Source organism: Apibacter sp. B3919 (assembly GCF_026537405.1).
Classification (GTDB): Bacteria; Bacteroidota; Bacteroidia; order Flavobacteriales; family Weeksellaceae; genus Apibacter.
The window spans coordinates 257,691-275,134 of sequence record NZ_JAFNMG010000002.1; the positions used below are offsets into that span (position 1 = coordinate 257,691).

General features: G+C 32.8%; 17 protein-coding genes and 1 tRNA gene. 11 read left to right on the forward strand and 7 right to left on the reverse strand.

The genetic code is table 11. From position 1 onward, the window contains the following. The first annotated feature begins 52 nt into the window (after window positions 1-52). From J3U20_RS04470 to J3U20_RS04485, 4 genes are all read left to right on the forward strand, one after another. Window positions 53-463: a hypothetical protein gene (locus J3U20_RS04470; RefSeq protein WP_160541803.1), complete on the forward strand. Its 411-nt coding sequence runs from the start codon at window positions 53-55 to the stop codon at window positions 461-463. Between the two features lie 124 nt (window positions 464-587). Next, window positions 588-1,652 (forward strand): 2Fe-2S iron-sulfur cluster-binding protein, encoded by a 1,065-nt coding sequence (locus J3U20_RS04475; protein ID WP_160541804.1) that lies wholly within the window; start codon window positions 588-590, stop codon window positions 1,650-1,652. 158 nt (window positions 1,653-1,810) lie between these two features. Further along, the gene (locus tag J3U20_RS04480; protein ID WP_160541805.1) at window positions 1,811-2,989 is read left to right on the forward strand and encodes an acetyl-CoA C-acyltransferase; all 1,179 of its coding nucleotides are present in this window, start codon (window positions 1,811-1,813) and stop codon (window positions 2,987-2,989) included. 205 nt (window positions 2,990-3,194) lie between these two features. After that, window positions 3,195-4,895: an enoyl-CoA hydratase-related protein gene (locus J3U20_RS04485; RefSeq protein WP_160541806.1), complete on the forward strand. Its 1,701-nt coding sequence runs from the start codon at window positions 3,195-3,197 to the stop codon at window positions 4,893-4,895. A 35-nt stretch (window positions 4,896-4,930) separates the two neighbouring features. Here the strand turns inward: J3U20_RS04485 and J3U20_RS04490 are convergent. From J3U20_RS04490 to pdhA, 7 genes are all read right to left on the reverse strand, one after another. Further along, a tRNA-Cys gene (locus tag J3U20_RS04490) sits at window positions 4,931-5,001 on the reverse strand. Window positions 5,002-5,050: 49 nt separating this feature from the next. Continuing rightward, a complete protein-coding gene (gene folB / locus J3U20_RS04495) occupies window positions 5,051-5,410 on the reverse strand; it encodes a dihydroneopterin aldolase (RefSeq protein ID WP_160541807.1) in 360 nt (119 codons plus the stop codon). Continuing rightward, window positions 5,411-6,364: a methylenetetrahydrofolate reductase [NAD(P)H] gene (gene metF / locus J3U20_RS04500; protein ID WP_160541808.1), complete on the reverse strand. Its 954-nt coding sequence runs from the start codon at window positions 6,362-6,364 to the stop codon at window positions 5,411-5,413. Between the two features lie 93 nt (window positions 6,365-6,457). Further along, on the reverse strand, window positions 6,458-6,934 hold the full coding sequence (cdd, locus tag J3U20_RS04505) for a cytidine deaminase (RefSeq protein WP_160541809.1): 477 nt from the start codon (window positions 6,932-6,934) through the stop codon (window positions 6,458-6,460). 109 nt (window positions 6,935-7,043) lie between these two features. Continuing rightward, a complete protein-coding gene (locus J3U20_RS04510) occupies window positions 7,044-7,469 on the reverse strand; it encodes a nucleoside-diphosphate kinase (protein ID WP_160541810.1) in 426 nt (141 codons plus the stop codon). 109 nt (window positions 7,470-7,578) lie between these two features. Continuing rightward, the gene (locus tag J3U20_RS04515; protein ID WP_160541811.1) at window positions 7,579-9,204 is read right to left on the reverse strand and encodes a 2-oxo acid dehydrogenase subunit E2; all 1,626 of its coding nucleotides are present in this window, start codon (window positions 9,202-9,204) and stop codon (window positions 7,579-7,581) included. Window positions 9,205-9,226: 22 nt separating this feature from the next. Continuing rightward, complete coding sequence (pdhA, locus tag J3U20_RS04520) at window positions 9,227-10,231, reverse strand: pyruvate dehydrogenase (acetyl-transferring) E1 component subunit alpha (protein ID WP_160541812.1); 1,005 nt, start codon at window positions 10,229-10,231, stop codon at window positions 9,227-9,229. A gap of 436 nt (window positions 10,232-10,667) precedes the next feature. Here pdhA and J3U20_RS04525 point away from each other — a divergent pair, with 436 nt between their 5' ends. The 7 genes from J3U20_RS04525 (at window position 10,668) to J3U20_RS04555 (ending at window position 17,373) form a co-directional block, all read left to right on the forward strand. Further along, window positions 10,668-11,279 (forward strand): TetR/AcrR family transcriptional regulator, encoded by a 612-nt coding sequence (locus J3U20_RS04525; protein WP_160541813.1) that lies wholly within the window; start codon window positions 10,668-10,670, stop codon window positions 11,277-11,279. Between the two features lie 10 nt (window positions 11,280-11,289). Further along, window positions 11,290-12,555, forward strand: coding sequence for a TolC family protein (locus J3U20_RS04530; protein ID WP_160541814.1), 1,266 nt, complete (start codon window positions 11,290-11,292; stop codon window positions 12,553-12,555). 4 nt (window positions 12,556-12,559) lie between these two features. Continuing rightward, the gene (locus tag J3U20_RS04535) at window positions 12,560-13,456 is read left to right on the forward strand and encodes an HlyD family secretion protein (RefSeq protein WP_185150283.1); all 897 of its coding nucleotides are present in this window, start codon (window positions 12,560-12,562) and stop codon (window positions 13,454-13,456) included. A gap of 65 nt (window positions 13,457-13,521) precedes the next feature. After that, the gene (locus J3U20_RS04540; protein ID WP_160541815.1) at window positions 13,522-14,433 is read left to right on the forward strand and encodes an ABC transporter ATP-binding protein; all 912 of its coding nucleotides are present in this window, start codon (window positions 13,522-13,524) and stop codon (window positions 14,431-14,433) included. After that, window positions 14,402-15,133, forward strand: a complete 732-nt coding sequence (locus J3U20_RS04545) for an ABC transporter ATP-binding protein (protein ID WP_160541816.1) — start codon at window positions 14,402-14,404, stop codon at window positions 15,131-15,133. The genes J3U20_RS04540 and J3U20_RS04545 overlap by 32 nt, the downstream gene beginning before the upstream one ends. A gap of 36 nt (window positions 15,134-15,169) precedes the next feature. Then, window positions 15,170-16,276, forward strand: coding sequence for an ABC transporter permease (locus tag J3U20_RS04550; protein WP_160541817.1), 1,107 nt, complete (start codon window positions 15,170-15,172; stop codon window positions 16,274-16,276). Then, the gene (locus tag J3U20_RS04555; protein ID WP_160541818.1) at window positions 16,273-17,373 is read left to right on the forward strand and encodes an ABC transporter permease; all 1,101 of its coding nucleotides are present in this window, start codon (window positions 16,273-16,275) and stop codon (window positions 17,371-17,373) included. The genes J3U20_RS04550 and J3U20_RS04555 overlap by 4 nt, the downstream gene beginning before the upstream one ends. Window positions 17,374-17,444: the final 71 nt, after the last annotated feature.

The following is a 17,444-nucleotide window of genomic DNA, read 5'->3' on the forward strand; positions in this document are numbered from 1 at the left end:
GGACAAAAAAGAAAATGAATACAATTAATTCAGAAAAATACATAAGTTCGATATGGAAAATAAATCAGGTTCATGGAAAAAATCAATGATAATCCTATTCTTAATTATCAGCGTTTTAGGGGTTGCAATATTTTATGTGTATTATTATGTGCCTTACGGAGACAGCAGTGTAAAGTCCGGGCAATTAAATTATATCATGCATAAAGGGATTATTTTTAAAACTTATGAAGGAAAATTAATTCAAACCGGATTCAAATCAAGAACCACCGGAGGTATGCAATCCAATGAATTTGAATTTTCTGTGGATAATGAAGAATTGGCACATCAATTAATGAAGCTTACCGGAAAGGATGTTATCTTGCACTATAAGGAATATTTCGGAGCATTACCTTGGAGAGGATATACTAAATATATTGTTGACAGTATAATTTCTTCACAAAACCATGCGGAAACCAAACCGTAAAAGTTGTGTTTAAATCTGTTTTTTCAAATAATCACATTATTTTTCGGATAAACCTTCAAAACGATTTAAGATTTTTTTAATTTAAATCCGGTATTTTTGCAGACCTAAAAGAAATAATAAAATAATGCGATTTTATTCCTTACGTGTACAAAAAGTGATACCGCTTACTTCAGGAAGTGTTCGATTAGACTTGTCAATTCCTGAAGAATTAAAATCTATATTCCATTGGAAAGCGGGACAGTTTATTCGCTTTCAATTTGAGATCAATGGAGAAATCTTCGAAAGAGAATATTCGATATGCACTGCACCGTATGAAGGATATCTGTCTTTTGCTGTAAAAAAGGCTAAAAATGCGTTTGTATCTGAATTTGTGCAAAACCATGTGAAGGAAGGAGATCTTGTATCTATTTCTGCTCCCATGGGAACTTTCGGAATTCCCTCGCGACCCAATGAAAAAAGAACTTTGGCAGCATTTGCCTCCGGTAGTGGTATAGCTCCGATTGTAAGCATTATCAAAGATACCTTATATCATGAGCCTAACGTTCAATTCTATCTTTTTTATGGTAATACGAATGAAAATGAAGCAATTTTTAAGGATGAATTGACTAAATTACAAAAACAAAATCCTACTAATTTTTTCCCTTATTTTTTTTATACCCGACAAGAAATGCAAGATAAATTTTTTGAGGGAAAATTGGATGCTCACAAAATAAAACTAATCATCAATCAAATTATGGATTGGGATGAATTGGACGAAGCGCTAATTTGCGGTCCAAAAGATATGATCGTTACCCTGGCTAATGCTATTTATGAGCAAGGTATCCCTAAAAAAAATATACATTACGAATTGTATGAGCCGGTTGAAAAAGTTTTTTTTGATGATAAAGTCAAACGTTCTACAGTAAAAGAAGTAAAAGTTACCTATACATTTCGGAAAATCACAAAAACGATGAATTGGATAAATAACGGTTCTTCCTTACTTACTGCTTTACTGGATAGTGGAGTAGAGGCTCCTTATTCTTGTAAAGGAGGAGTTTGTGGAGCATGTATTTGTACTAAAACAGAAGGGGAAGTATATTTAGATGAAAACTTAGTCTTAACAGAAAATGATCTAAAAAAAGGTAAAATACTAACCTGTATGGCTCATCCTAAAACAAAAACATTGACCATTAATTTAGATGAAGCATAAAGATTTTTTAAAACATTCTTGTGTGTACTATATTAATTTTCATCTTTCTTTAATAATAAGAATAGAAGCAAAATACTATATGATAAAGTAAAAATAAGTATATTTACCACAAGTCAACAGTAAAAAATTAAAGATTAAAAATATACTACCATTAAAAAATGAAAGAACTAGTTATTGTTTCTGCTGCGAGAACACCCATAGGAAGTTTTTTAGGCAGTCTATCAAGCCTTTCAGCGGTGCAATTAGGATCAGCAGCCATTGAAGGGGCACTGAATAAAATTAAATTGGAAAAAACTTTAATCAATGAGGTTTTTATGGGTAATGTTTTACAGGCCAATGTAGGACAGGCACCGGCTAAACAAGCTTCATTGGGAGCCGGAATACCGAATAACGTCCCTTGTACTACCATAAACAAAGTATGTGCTTCAGGAATGAAAGCGGTAATGATTGGCGCACAATCCATTCAAGCAGGAGATAATGAAATAGTAGTGGCAGGAGGAATGGAATCCATGTCGCAAGTACCTTATTATCTAACAAAAGGAAGAATTGGAAACAAGTTGGGAGATCAAAAGTTAGTTGATGGTTTACTAAAAGACGGGTTGATAAATGTATATGATCGCAATCATATGGGTATATGTGCAGATGCTTGTGCAGAAGAGTATAACATTTCCAGAGAGGAGCAAGATGCTTTTGCCATACAATCGTATACACGTTCGGAATTAGCATGGAAATCCGGTAAATTCAATGATGAAGTTGTGCCTGTGACTGTTCCTCAGAGAAAAAAAGATCCCATAATCATTTCAGAAGATGAAGAATTTAAAAATGTAAATTTTGATAAGCTGAAACAATTATCCCCTGTTTTCCAGAAAGAAGGAACTGTAACTGCAGCCAATGCATCCACTTTAAATGATGGAGCATCAGCACTAATACTAATGACAGCTGAGAAAGCTAAAGAATTAGGTTTACAACCGTTAGTAAAAATTATTTCCTATGCAGATGCTGCTTGTGAGCCTGAAAAATTCACCATAGCACCTTCCTTAGCTCTTCCCAAAGCCCTAAAAAAAGCAAATTTATCTTTAGATGATATTGATTTTTTTGAGTTCAATGAAGCATTTTCCGTAGTTGGATTAGCGAATGCTAAAATACTAAACATAGATAGTTCAAAAGTAAATGTAAATGGTGGCGCTGTTTCTTTAGGGCATCCTTTAGGTAATAGCGGTTCGAGAATTATAGTTACTTTAATCCATGTGTTAAAACAAAATAATGCAAAGTATGGAGCGGCAGCAATCTGTAATGGAGGAGGAGGAGCTAGTGCAATTATACTTGAAAATATATAAACTTTTATAAAATATAATAAAAAAGGCAGATTTGAAAAATCTGCCTTTTTTATTATCAATTCAATTAATAAGTTTGAAGAGTCTGTAAATTATTTAATATAATATAAATTTAAATTATATTAATATTCTAATAATATTTGGTTGATTTATATATATTTGTTAGGTGAACAAAAATTATATTTTGAATTAAATAATATTAGAAATTATGAAGAATACATTAAATATTATCTTGCTTTCGTCAGCTTTTAATGGCTTGACTCAAAGAGTCTGGCTTTCATTGAAAGAAGCAGGATATCAGGTTAGTTTTTTACTTTTTACCACAGAACAAGAGGTTATAGGTTCAATTGAAACTGCCCATCCGGACCTTGTTATTTGTCCTTTTTTGAAAGATAGAGTGCCTGAAGTTCTTTGGAAAAATGAGACAAGACCTATCATAATTATCCATCCGGGTATTAGAGGAGATAGAGGAGCCTCTTCTTTAGACTGGGCAATTTTAAAAAATCTTGACACATGGGGAGTAACTGCATTACAAGCCGTAGAAGAAATGGACGCCGGACCTATTTGGGCAAGTCATGAATTTAAAAAACCTGCTTTAATAAGAAAATCAGAGCTTTATAACAATTTTGTAAGTGATGCCGCTATAAAATGTATTTTTGAGGTTATTGATAAATTTATAAATAAAGAAAAACCCATCCCGTTAGATTATAATAACGAAAACGTAAAGGGAAGGCTAGAACCTAATATGAAACAATCGGATCGTCATTTTGAATGGACTAGTTCGGCAAAAGACATTTTAAATATAGTAAATTCAGCAGAAGGAATACCCGGTGTATTAGCAGAAATAGAAGGTGAAAAATTTTATATATATGATGCATATTTGGATCATCGTGAAGGTGAAGCGGGAAAACTTTTAGCCCGCCGTGAAGATGCAGTTTTAATTGGAACAGGAGAAAAAAGCCTATGGATTGGTTCGTTAAAAAGAGCAGCTAAAGACCAATTGCCCTTTAAACTACCGGCTGTACAAGTTTTAAAAGAAAAAGCAGAAAGTCTAAAAGATTTAACACTTTCATTGTACGATACGGTTTTATCTAATGAGGAGTACAGTACAATACATTATTCCCAAAAAGGAAAAATAGGAGAGTTAACCTTTAATTTTTATAATGGTGCAATGAGTACCCAACAATGCGAAAGGATGATAAAAGCTATTCAATTTGCTAAAGAACAGGAAACGAATGTGTTGATAATTAAAGGAGGATACAATGCTTTTTCCAATGGTGTACACCTTAATACGATAGAAGCAGCAGAAAATCCTGCAGAAGAGGCCTGGAAAAATATACATGCTATAGACGATGTATGTTTAGAACTTTTAGATACGAAACAATGGGTAATTGCCGGTGTGACAGGAAGTGCCGGAGCGGGAGGAGTAATGTTAGCTTTAACAGCTGATTTTGTAGTTGCCAGAGATGGAATAATACTTAATCCTCATTATGCCACGATGGGATTATATGGTTCAGAATATTGGACATATACTTTGCCTAAACGGGTGGGAGAGCAACAGGCTAGAAAGCTAACCGAAGAATGTTTACCCGTAAGTGTAACCCGGGCATTGGAGATCGGATTAATTGATTCTATAGGTCCCAGAGAAATAAACAATTTCAATGAATGGTTATGGGTACAAGCTAAAAAAGCAGAAGAATTAAATAAAAAAGCCTCGAAAAAACCTTTTAATCCGGAAAAAGCAGCTGAGTGTAGAAAGAAAGAATTAGAAGAGATGAAAGAAGATATGCTTTACGACCGAAATTCTTTTTCTGTAAAAAGAAATTGTTTTGTACTTAAAAAAAGAGCTTGTAAGACTCCGGATCGATTGATCGCCAATTGGGCAAGAGTTAAACAAAATAAGGAATAATAAAAAAACCATCTCATTTGAGATGGTTTTTATTGAGGCTTCGAGCGGATTCGAACCGCTGTACAAGGTTTTGCAGACCTCTGCCTAGCCACTCGGCCACGAAGCCGTTTTGTTGGATTGCAAATCTACAATTTTTTTTGAATTAAAATTAAAATCTAATAAAATTTCTTTTTAAAAGTTACTTTTACCTGATCTAAATTTACATGTACAGGCGGGTTTACCTTTGCAACAGAGACTTTTACAGCTTTTACCTTTTTACATTGAAATTTTATTTCTCTTATAATTCGATAGGCAACATGTTCTAAAAGATTGGAGCGAACAGCCATCTGATCTTTAACTATTTGTGCAACAATTCCGTAATTAACAGTATCATTAAGCTCATCAGATCTTCCTGATTTTTCTAAGTTTAACCGTATTGTCACATTAACTATATAAAAAGAACCAATTTTAGCTTCTTCTTCTAAGCATCCATGATAGGCGTAAATTTTTATATTTTTTAATTTTATTTTTTGCATTTAAAAAAGTTGTTTAGCAATTTTTCTTATATTTTCAGATCTTCCCATAGAATAAAAATGAAGTACGGGAACTCCTTGCTTCATTAATTCCTTGCATTGACTAACCGTCCATTCTATTCCCACCTCATACACTGCTTTGTTAACCTTACATTTTTCTACGGCCATAACTAATTCTTGAGGCATATCTATGTGAAAAATGTTTGGAAGAATAGTGAGATGTTTTTTTATAGATACAGGCTTTATGCCGGGTATGATCGGTACAGTAATTCCGATATTCCTACACTTCTTTACAAACTCAAAATATTTAGTATTATCATAAAACAGTTGGGTAACAATGTAATCAGCTCCGGCATCAATTTTTTGCTTTAAATAATTTAAATCCGTATCTAAATTAGGGCTTTCAAAATGTTTTTCAGGATATCCGGCTATGCCAATACAAAAATCAGTAGCTCCATGAGCGTATTCTTCATGAAGATATTTACCTGAATTCATGTTTTGAACTTGAGACACCAGTTCATTAGCATATGAATGTCCTTGAGAGTGTGGTTTAAAAATACCCTCACTTTTAATGGGATCTCCTCGTAAAACTAAAATATTATCAATACCTAAAAAATTAAAATCGATAAGAATATTTTCAGTTTCTTCTTTATTAAACCCACCACATATTAAATGAGGCACTGCGTCAACTTTATACTTTTGTTGAATTGCAGCACATATACCCACTGTACCGGGACGTTTTCTTGTAACAATTTTTTGTATCAATCCATTAGGTAACTCTCTATATTCGTATTCTTCTCTATGATAGGTTACATCAATGAAAGGAGGATTAAATTCCATTAAAGGATCTATATTGGAAAATATATTTTGTAAATCTTCTCCTTTTTTAGGCGGTAGTATTTCGAAGGAAAATAAAGTTTTTCCCTTTGCATTGGAAATATGTTCTGTAACTTTCATATTAATTATTTTTGTTCAAAACAGGCCATTTTATTGGGAGATGAAAAATATTTTTAGTTGTTATTATTATCATTTATAGTTTATTCATTATATTTATAAAGCACTTTCATTAAAAGAAAAGGGTAGTAAATCAGCACATTGGTTAAATTTAATTACTTTTCCTTTCAAACCGGTAAAAAGAAATTCAATAGGCATTTTTTGTCTGAATTCGTATTCAATAAGTACTTGTCTACAGGCTCCGCAAGGAGAGACAGGAATGGAACTATTATCATCTTTTCCGGCAACTACAGCCATTTTTATTATTTTAGCAGACGGATAGTTTGCTATAGTATAAAAAATAGCGGTCCTTTCAGCACATAAACCACTGGGATAAGCGGCATTCTCTTGATTGTTACCTGTTAAGATTTTACCATTATCTAATAATAAGGCGGCTCCAACTTTAAAATTAGAATAATTGGCATAAGCAGAATTACGGGCTTCTTTAGCCTTATTAATTACTATTAAGTCTTGGTCGGAAAGATCTTCCCATTGGGAATACTCTTCATATTTTAGATCTAAGACTTTAATCATATTTAATACTTATTATATGCACCTAAGTTACTAATAAATTATAAAAATGGGTAAAATAATTACCATGTATAAAGTATTTGCTAAAACAAAAAACCTATAAAACAGATTTTTATAAGAAAGAAAAGATTTCTCTTTCTGCAAAATGAAAATGAGCTTCAATCGCTGCATTTTCGTCGCTGTCTGATCCATGAATAGCATTTCGTTGTGTGCTTTCAGCATATTTTTTTCGGATAGTACCTTCTTCTGCCTGATCGGGATTGGTAGCACCGATTAACTTTCTAAAATTTTCCACAGCATTTTCCTTTTTTAAAACAGCTGCAATTATAGGTCCGGAGGTCATAAAATTCACTAAGTCCTCAAAAAAAGGTTTGCCCTGATGTACTGAATAGAATCTTTCGGCATCTGTTAAGGTGAGGGAGGTTAGTTTTAAAGCAATGATACTAAAACCGGCTTCAGTAATATCTTTTAAAATAGTTCCCGTTAGACCTTTAGAAACAGCATCGGGTTTTATCATAGTAAGAGTAAAATTGGACATAAAAATATATATTTAAAAAAGTTAAGCTAAGTAATAATAAAATAAAGTTAAAAAAAAACACTCAATTCTGTAAAGAATTGAGTGTTTTTTAATTAAATATTTTAATCTCTTAAGCCAATAATGATACCGGATTTTCAAGATACATTTTAAGAGTTTGTAAAAACTGAGCTCCGGTAGCACCATCTACTACACGGTGATCACATGCCAATGATATTTGCATTGTGTTACCAACCACAATTTGTCCGTTTTTCACTACCGGTTTTTGTATGATAGCTCCCACGGATAAAATACATGAATTCGGTTGATTAATAATAGAATTGAAAGATTCCACTCCAAACATTCCTAAGTTAGAAATAGTGAAAGTAGATCCGTCCATTTCATTAGCTTTTAATTTTTTATCTCTAGCTCTTCCGGCTAAGTCTTTTACTGCTGATGAAATTTGAGTTAAAGATAAGTAATCGGTGTTTTTAATTACCGGAACTACTAATCCATCTTCAACTGCTACGGCAACTCCTACATTAATGTTTCCACGGTGGATAATTTTAGTATCGGACCAAGTACTGTTAATTTGCGGATGTTTTCTTAAAGCAATTGCAACGGCTTTAATTACAATATCGTTAAAAGATACTTTGGTATCAGGAAGGCTATTGATAGCTTTTCTAGCTTCCATAGCATTATCCATATTGATTTCAAATACCAAATTGTAATGAGGAGCGGTAAATAAACTGTGGCTAAGACTTTTAGCAATAGCATTTCTCATGGAAGAGTTTGGAGTTTCAGTGTCTACACCCGGAGTTATTTGCGGAGCAACCGGCGCAGATTTAGCTGAAGAAGAAGAAGCTGAAGTAGTTGAAGCTGTTGGAACAAAATTTTCAACATCTTTTCTAATAATTCTTCCATTGTCTCCACTTCCTTTAATTTGATCTAGGCTAATTCCTTTTTCTTTAGCAATTTTCTTTGCTAAAGGAGAAGCGAATATTTTACCGTTGCCGGATGAAACTGTATTAGCTTCAGAAGAAGGTTTAGAGTCATTGGATGCGACAGCTGTCGGCTCAGAAGCAGCAGGTTTAGAAGTTGCAGTAGAAGCAGCAGTGCCTCCGGCAATAATTCCGCTAACATCCGTACCTGCAGGTCCTACGATAGCCAATAAAGATTCAATCGGAGCAGAATCTCCTTCTTTTACTCCTTGGTATAATAAAACTCCGCCGTTACCATCGTATTCAAAATCTTGAACCGCTTTATCTGTTTCTATTTCAGCAATAACATCGCCTTCTTTAATGGTATCACCAACCTTAACATTCCATTTAGAAACTTTACCTTCAGTCATGGTATCACTAAGTCTGGGAACTTTGATAATTTCCACATCTTTAGGGATTTCTACAGAAGCAGAAGGGGTAGAAGTTGTATTCGTATTGCTAGAGTCGTTATTAGTTGTTGGTTCAGAAGATGAAGAATTGCTGTTAGCACCTCCAATTAATGCGCTGATGTCTTCCCCTGCTTTTCCGATAATAGCTAACAGAGAATCCACCGGTGCAGCATCACCTTCTTTAACTCCTTGATATAAAAGGATACCATCATCACCATCATAATCAAAATCCTGAACAGCTTTATCTGTTTCAATTTCTGCTAAGATATCGCCTTCTTTTACAGGATCTCCTACTTTTAGGTTCCATTTAGATACTTTTCCCTCAGTCATGGTATCACTCAGACGAGGCATTTTTATAACTTCAGCCATAATTTGGTTTTGATTCGTGTTTTTATTGGTTTTCTAATTTATCTAAAAAAGGATAATTTGGCTCTGAGTATATATATTTATATAATACGTCATCATCAGCGTAAGGAGCATCTTCTGCAAACTTACCAACTTCATTCATTTCATCCTTTATTCTTTTATCTATTTCATCTAATTCTTCGATGCTTGCCCAATTATTAGACAAAATTTTGTGTTTTACGAATAGAATCGGGTCTTCTTTTTTGTGTTCTTCCACTTCTTCTTTCGTTCTGTAAGGCTCAGCATCAGACATGGAATGTCCTCGGAAACGATACGTTCTAGCCTCAAGGAACGTAGGACCATCTCCTCTTCTTGCTCTTTCAATAGCCTCGTAAGCTGCTTCTGCAACTGTCTCAGGATTCATTGCATCCACCGGAGCGCATGGCATTTCATACCCTAGTCCTAATTGGTAAATATCCAAATTATTAGTAGTTCTTTCAACCGATGTACCCATAGCATATTGATTGTTTTCACAAACAAATACTACCGGTAATTTCCAGTTCATAGCCATGTTGAAAGTTTCATGTAGAGTACCTTGTCTTACTGCACCGTCACCCATGTAGCAAATAGTAACCGCGTCGCGTTCAAAATATTTATCTGCGAAGGCTATACCGGCACCTAACGGGATATGACCACCTACAATACCATGTCCACCGTATACATTGTGCTCACGGCTGAAAAGGTGCATAGATCCACCCAATCCTTGAGACGAACCGGTGGCTTTACCGCATAATTCAGACATGGCTACTTTAGGATCCAGCCCCATGGCTAATGCATGAGCATGACAACGATAAGAGGTTATAATCTTGTCTTTGGTTATATCCATTGCATGAGTAAAACCTGCTGCAATTGCCTCTTGGCCATTATATAAATGCAAAAAACCTCTGATTTTATCTTTTAAATATAGAGAACGAGCTTTGTCCTCAAATCTTCTCCACATAGTCATATCCTCAAACCACTTGAGGTATACTTCTTTACTAAATTCTTTCATCCTTGTACAATTTGACACGCAAATTTACATCAAATACTATGAACTAACAAAATTTAGATTTTATAAGTTTAAATACTTATATCATGATTATTTATATTAAATTATTTATATAAGTAATTATTTATTTTTATTTAATGCTGATTTAATAATCGAGTATAATAATTTACTCATATTATTGTTTGTTTTATTTTTATTTGGTAGAAATATTATTTGTCTAATTTTTCAATGCATTAAATTTCATTTCGATATATATCTGATCATTTAAAAGAATTATTATAGAAGTTATAGTTATGAAAAAACTATTCATTAAATAAAATTTAATCATTTGATTAAATCAAAAATTTAAATATATTTGCATTAAAATATATTTAGTGGTATAAAAAATGCAATACGATTGCAATGAGTAAGTTATAAAATTGGAAATGAAAATCAGGATATGGTCAGAGATGTGTCAACAGAGCAAAAAATTAAGGAGGCTGCAAAGCGCGTTTTTCAAAAAAAAGGTTTTGGTTTAACTCGTACCCGAGATATAGCAAAAGAGGCGGGTATCAATTTGGCTCTGCTAAATTATTATTACAGAAGTAAAGAAAATTTATTTGAAATAGTGATGCAGGAGAGCATAGAAGAAATGTTTTTTTATCTGGAACATATAATGAATAATAAGCAAACAACCTTGACCGAGAAAATAGATGCAGGAGTTTTAAGATACATAGAAGGAATGTCCAAAAATTCAAATTTGCCTCTTTTTTTATTCAGTGAATTACAGGCTAATCCTCAACATCTTTTTGATAGGGTTAAAATTCCCGAAGGTTTTATCCAAGAGACTTATATGTTCAAACAGATCAATGAGCAAATAAATAAAGAAAAGTTGAATTTTACAGCTATACATTTTTTTATAAATCTAGTTTCCATGTCTATTTTTCCGATAATAGGACAACCCTTTATAAAATATGTAACTAAAATGGATGAAAAAAGTTTTACAGATTTCATCGAACAACGAAAAACTTTAGTTCCAATCTGGTTAAAGTCAATGTTAAAGCTAGTATAATAATGAGATTATGAAAACTAAAACGTATATTTTTTTACAATTATGTTTACTTCCTTGTCTGTTGTTTTCACAGTTATCGGTAATAAACCTGGAAGAATGTCAGGAAAAAGCAAGAGAAAATTATCCGTTAATTAAACAATATGATTTAATTTCTCTAGCCGAAGACTATACTTTGGATAATTTGGCAAAAAATTACTTGCCGCAAATTTCTCTCGGTGGACAGGCTTCTTATCAAACTCAAGTAACTAAAATACCCATAAAGATTCCGGGTTACAATATTCCTGAAATGGACAAAGATCAATACAAAATAACTTTAGATGTTACACAATTGCTATGGGATGGAGGAGCAACACGATCTCAAAAAAAAATTACCCAAGCCAATTCAGATTTTGAAAAGCAAAAGCTTGAAGTAAACTTATATACTGTAAGGGAAAAAATTAATCAATTGTATTTTGGAATTCTAACGATTGACAAGCAATTGAATCAATTGGATGTTTTAACTTCCGATTTACAAACCAATTATAACCTGGTTAGTGCTATGCTAAAAAATGGTGTTGCCATGGTATCTGATTTAGATTTGGTTAAAGTGGAATTATTAAATACCGATCAAAAAAGAATTGAGCTTACCACTTTACGAATGGCTTATATAAAAATGCTTTCTTTATTTATACATGAAGAAATAAGTCAAAGGGTTGAACTGAAACTTCCGGACAAAAGTATCAATTTTGATCAAGTGATTTCTCGTCCCGAATTAAGGATGTATGATAAGCAAAATTTAGTATATGAAGCTAAAGAAAGTGCAATAAAAGCTAAAAATATGCCTAAATTTTCACTTTTTGCTCAAGGAGGATATGGAAAACCCGGTTTAAATATGTTGAACTCAGATTTTAAAACGTATGCTATTGGCGGGGTGCGTTTGAGTTGGAATTTTGGAAACTTATACACAAAGAAAAACGAATATCGATTACTAAAAAATGATAGGAATTCACTTCAATCTCAAAAAGAAACCTTTTTATTTAACACACATGTTCAGCTAACCCAAATTCAGAATGAAATAAATAAATATGAACAATTGATGGTAAAAGATGATGAAATTATTCGGTTAAGGAATAGTGTTAAAAAGGCCGGAGAGAGTAAGTATAAAAATGGAATTTACAATATGAATGATTTAATCGGAGATATTAATGCAGAAAATCAGGCACGAGTAACGCAGTCTATACATGAAATGCAATATTTACAAAGTATCTATAATTATAAATATACACAAGGAAATTAGAACTATGAGACAGTTAATAATATTTACCCTGGGAACGTTTATGTTCCTGTTATCTTGTAATCGAAATAAGTTTGAGCATGATGCGTCGGGAACGTTTGAAGCAACTGAAGTAATTGTTTCATCGGAAGCTAACGGTAAATTGGAATCTTTTCAATTAACGGAAGGAGATCAATTGGCCAAAGGACAATACGTTGGATATGTTGACAGCATTCAGCTGTATTTAAAGAAAAGACAATTAATAGCTACCAATAAAGCCATACAGGTAAAAAGACCGGACATATCCGTCCAAGTTTCTTCCATAAAAGAACAGATTGCGAAAGCTGAATTTGAAAAAAGAAGAATTCAAAGATTATTGGCAGATAATGCAGCTACTCAAAAACAACTGGATGATGCGAATTCACAAATTGAAGTTCTTAAAAAATCTTTAAATGCGCAAGTAAATTCACTTTCAACATCGGTTAACAGTCTCAATGAAGAAAGTAACACCAATACAGTTCAAGTATCCCAAATAGAAGATCAATTAAAAAAATGTAAAATTATTAATCCAATTCAGGGTACTGTTTTAAACAAATTTGTTGAAGAAAAAGAAGTTGTTACTCAAGGTAAAGCACTCTATAAAATTGCAGATACTAAAAATTTATTTTTACGAGCATATATAGTTTCAGAACAATTAGAAAAAATTAAAATAGGACAGAAAGTAAAAGTATTTATAAATATTTCTGAGGATAAACAAAAATCCTATCCGGGCACTATTACATGGATATCCGATAAAGCCGAGTTCACTCCAAAAACTATTCAGACCCAAGATGAGCGTCAAAATTTAGTGTATGCGGTAAAAATCGCAGTAACAAATACTGATGGGCTTATTAAAATAGGTATGTATGGTGATGTGGATTTCTGATAAGTTCTAAATTCATTTTCTAACAGTAAACAAGACTAAATTTTAGTGAAGATATAATAAAGATAATGAGTGTTATTTCCATACAAAATATTTCAAAAACCTATACGGGCAAAGTTCCGGTTGAAGCTTTACAAGATATATCTATTGAAATTAATAAAGGAGAATTATTTGGTTTAATAGGTCCCGATGGAGCAGGAAAGACCACTCTATTTAGAATATTAACCACTTTGTTGGTGGCGGATAAAGGAGAGGCATTTGTAGATGGGTTTGATGTAAATAAAAACTTTTTACAAATACGGGAAAGAGTCGGGTATATGCCCGGTAAATTTTCGCTTTATCAAGATTTAAGTATTGAAGAGAATCTTAATTTTTTTGCTCGGGTATTCAATACAACGGTTGAAAAAAATTACGATTTAATTAAAGATATATATGTTCAAATCGAACCCTTCAAGAAGAGAAGAGCAGGTAAACTTTCGGGAGGAATGAAACAAAAACTAGCCCTATGTTGTGCCTTAATACATAAGCCTTCGGTTTTATTTTTAGATGAGCCGACCACAGGAGTAGATCCCGTATCCAGGAAAGAATTTTGGGATATGTTAACCCGACTTAAACAACAGGGAATTACTATAATGGTTTCTACACCTTATATGGATGAAGCAAGTTTATGTGATAAGATTGCGCTAATTCAAGAAGGAAAAATACTTTCTGTCAATACTCCTAAGCAGATTACGCAAGAATATCCGTATAAATTATATTCGGTGCGATCTGATAATAATTATAAACTTCTTCAGCAATTACGCAAACGAAAAGAAATAAACAGCTGTTATATATTCGGAGAATATTTGCACGTGACATTTAAAAATGAAAAGGTTACGATAGAGGGAGCTGAAGTAAAAGAAATTGAACCGGGAATCGAAGATTGTTTTATTTATTTAATGAATAAAAATGAAAACCATAGTAACGAAAGAGTTAACTAAAAAATTTGGCGATTTTATTGCAGTCAATCATATAAGCTTTGAAGTATCCAAAGGTGAAATTTTTGGTTTTTTGGGAGCAAATGGTGCAGGAAAAACAACAGCCATACGAATGCTTTGTGGATTGTTATCTCCCACCTCAGGGGAAGGAATTGTTGCAGGATACGATATTTACAATGAGTCGGATAAGATTAAAAAAAATATCGGATATATGAGCCAAAAATTTTCGTTATATGAAGATTTAACCATTAAAGAAAATATGCGATTATTTGGTGGTATTTATGGAATGAGCACTAAGGATATTAAAGTAAAAACAGAACAATGCTTAGAGGAACTTTCCTTAGAAACAGAAAGGGATGTTTTGGTTAAATCATTACCCTTGGGAATTAAGCAAAAAGTTTCTTTTGCAGTGTCGACCTTTCATTCTCCTGAAATTGTTTTTTTAGATGAACCCACCGGAGGAGTAGACCCCATAGCAAGACGTACTTTTTGGGAAATGATTTATCAGGCTTCCAATAACGGGATAACCATTTTTGTTACAACTCACTATATGGATGAAGCAGAATATTGTAATCGGGTTTCAATTATGGTCGATGGTAAAATTGAAGCATTGGATACGCCTGCGGGACTTCGTCATAAATATCATGCGGAAACTATGGATGAAGTTTTTCAAATATTGGCAAGAGGAGCAAAAAGAGAATAGATTTTAACTAAATAAAGGAAAAAATAAGAATAGGGCATGAATCAATTTTTTAGTTTTATAAAGAAAGAAATCTTTCACATCACCCGTGATTTTAGAACTATGCTTATGCTTTTAATTATGCCTATAGCACTTCTTATGATATTTGGATTTGCTATTACGACAGAAATTAAAAATACCTCTTTCATTGTATTAGATAATTCTAAAACCATCCAATCCATACAACTTATAGAACAAATAAATGCCAGTAAATATTTTGACCTTACAGGCTACCTGGATAAATTAGAACAGGTTGAACAACGTTTTCGCCTAGGAAAAGCTAAATTGGCGGTGGTTATTCCTCAAGGATTTGATAAAGACTTGTATCATCAAGGAACTAGTGAAGTTCAACTTATTGTAGATGCATCAGATCCTAATGAAGCATCTACCATAGTTAGCTACTTGCAACAAATTATAGCGGAATATCAAAAACAACAAATGAATAAAGCGAGTTCAGGTTCTTATGTAATTAAAAGTCAGGTTAAAATGCTTTATAATCCACAATTAAAAAGTGCATATAATTTTGTGCCGGGAATTATGGGATTGGTTCTTATGTTAATTTGTTCAATGATGACATCTATTTCCATTGTAAAAGAAAAAGAACAAGGAACTATGGAGATATTATTAGTTTCTCCTCTAAAACCTATAAGCATTGTATTAGCGAAAGTGGTTCCTTATTTCCTGATCTCCATTATTGACGTTTTTTCTATATTAATTATATCTGTTACCATCTTGGAAGTGCCAATTGAAGGAAATTTACTTTTACTTCTTTTTCTATGTACAATTTTCATTCTATCAACCTTATCGTTGGGGATTTTAATTTCATCCATAACGGAAACCCAACAAGCTGCCATGTTAATTTCGGGCATGGGATTATTGCTTCCCACATTGTTGCTTTCAGGGTTAATATTTCCCGTAGAAAATATGCCCTTACCGCTTAGAATAATATCAACCATTTTACCCGCTACCTGGTTTATTACTGCCGTTAAAGATGTAATGATTAAAGGGCTTGGTTTTTTTGCTATCTGGCAAGAGTGTCTGATACTTATTGGTATGACTCTTTTCTTATTAGTGGTAAGTATCAAAATGTTTAAAAACAGGTTATGAGAACATTAAAATTTTTATTAGAAAAAGAATTTCTTCAGATATTCAGGAATAAAACTATTTTGAGATTGGTATTTTTTATGCCTGTTTTTCAATTATTAGTATTGCCATGGGCAGCCACTTTTGAACAGAAAAATATCTTATTAAGCATAATAGATAACGATCACAGTTCGGCTTCCAGAGAATTGATACAAAAGGTAATTTCATCCGGATATTTTAAATTGGCCAATTATTCATCGTCTTATTCAGACGCATTAAAGGTCGTCGAAAAAAATGAAGCAGACTTGATTTTAGAAATTCCCCATAATTTTGAAAATACCTTTATAAGAGAAAAATCAACCGATGTTATGCTATCGGTAAATGCCATAAACGGACAAAAAGCAGGATTGGGATCTTCATATTTAGGACAAATCTTAGCAGCTTACAATCGGGAACTGGTTAGTCAATCTCAAAGTTCGGGACAAATTATTGTTAAGCCCTATTATATGTATAATATAGAAATGAATTATCGAAATTTTATGGTGCCCGGTATTTTGGTTATGCTACTCAGTATTATAGGCGGGGCGCTTTCTTCCTTGAATATTGTTAAAGAAAAAGAAGCTGGAACCATTGAGCAAATCAATGTTACACCTATTCCAAAATATATTTTTATTATAGGAAAATTGATTCCTTTTTGGGTTATGGGAATGTTTATACTAACTGTTGGTATGCTAATAGCCTGGTTGGTATACGGGTTAGTTCCGGCCGGTCATGCTCTAATAATTTATATATTTTGTTTTTTCTACCTTATTGCATTTACCGGATTTGGGTTAATAATTTCAAATTTTTCATCTACACAACAACAGGCCATGTTTGTGTTGTTTTTTATTATAATTATATTTTTCTTATTGGGCGGACTTTATACTCCGATAAGCAGTATGCCCAGATGGGCGCAAATCGTTACCATGTTTAATCCGGTACGTTATTTTATTGAAGTGATGAGGCTGGTTTATATGAAAGGAAGTACCTTGGCTGATATCTCTCATCAATTATATATAATTATTATCTTTGCTGTAGTGTTGAATGTAGGTGCAATTGTAAGCTACAAAAAAACAAATTGAGAGTCTGAAAGAGTTATTTAAAGGCATAGAACATGTTCTTTATAAGTTTCTTAAGCATTATTTTTGACATT

Excerpts from the sequence above, each read along its gene's own strand:
- J3U20_RS04470 (WP_160541803.1), top strand. The coding sequence starts at position 53 with ATGGAAAATAAATCAGGTTCATGGAAAAAATCAATGATAATCCTATTC.
- J3U20_RS04475 (WP_160541804.1), top strand. The coding sequence starts at position 588 with ATGCGATTTTATTCCTTACGTGTACAAAAAGTGATACCGCTTACTTCA.
- J3U20_RS04480 (WP_160541805.1), top strand. The coding sequence starts at position 1,811 with ATGAAAGAACTAGTTATTGTTTCTGCTGCGAGAACACCCATAGGAAGT.
- J3U20_RS04485 (WP_160541806.1), top strand. The coding sequence starts at position 3,195 with ATGAAGAATACATTAAATATTATCTTGCTTTCGTCAGCTTTTAATGGC.
- folB (WP_160541807.1), bottom strand. The coding sequence starts at position 5,410 with ATGCAAAAAATAAAATTAAAAAATATAAAAATTTACGCCTATCATGGA.
- metF (WP_160541808.1), bottom strand. The coding sequence starts at position 6,364 with ATGAAAGTTACAGAACATATTTCCAATGCAAAGGGAAAAACTTTATTT.
- cdd (WP_160541809.1), bottom strand. The coding sequence starts at position 6,934 with ATGATTAAAGTCTTAGATCTAAAATATGAAGAGTATTCCCAATGGGAA.
- J3U20_RS04510 (WP_160541810.1), bottom strand. The coding sequence starts at position 7,469 with ATGTCCAATTTTACTCTTACTATGATAAAACCCGATGCTGTTTCTAAA.
- J3U20_RS04515 (WP_160541811.1), bottom strand. The coding sequence starts at position 9,204 with ATGGCTGAAGTTATAAAAATGCCTCGTCTGAGTGATACCATGACTGAG.
- pdhA (WP_160541812.1), bottom strand. The coding sequence starts at position 10,231 with ATGAAAGAATTTAGTAAAGAAGTATACCTCAAGTGGTTTGAGGATATG.
- J3U20_RS04525 (WP_160541813.1), top strand. The coding sequence starts at position 10,668 with ATGGTCAGAGATGTGTCAACAGAGCAAAAAATTAAGGAGGCTGCAAAG.
- J3U20_RS04530 (WP_160541814.1), top strand. The coding sequence starts at position 11,290 with ATGAAAACTAAAACGTATATTTTTTTACAATTATGTTTACTTCCTTGT.
- J3U20_RS04535 (WP_185150283.1), top strand. The coding sequence starts at position 12,560 with ATGAGACAGTTAATAATATTTACCCTGGGAACGTTTATGTTCCTGTTA.
- J3U20_RS04540 (WP_160541815.1), top strand. The coding sequence starts at position 13,522 with ATGAGTGTTATTTCCATACAAAATATTTCAAAAACCTATACGGGCAAA.
- J3U20_RS04545 (WP_160541816.1), top strand. The coding sequence starts at position 14,402 with ATGAAAACCATAGTAACGAAAGAGTTAACTAAAAAATTTGGCGATTTT.
- J3U20_RS04550 (WP_160541817.1), top strand. The coding sequence starts at position 15,170 with ATGAATCAATTTTTTAGTTTTATAAAGAAAGAAATCTTTCACATCACC.
- J3U20_RS04555 (WP_160541818.1), top strand. The coding sequence starts at position 16,273 with ATGAGAACATTAAAATTTTTATTAGAAAAAGAATTTCTTCAGATATTC.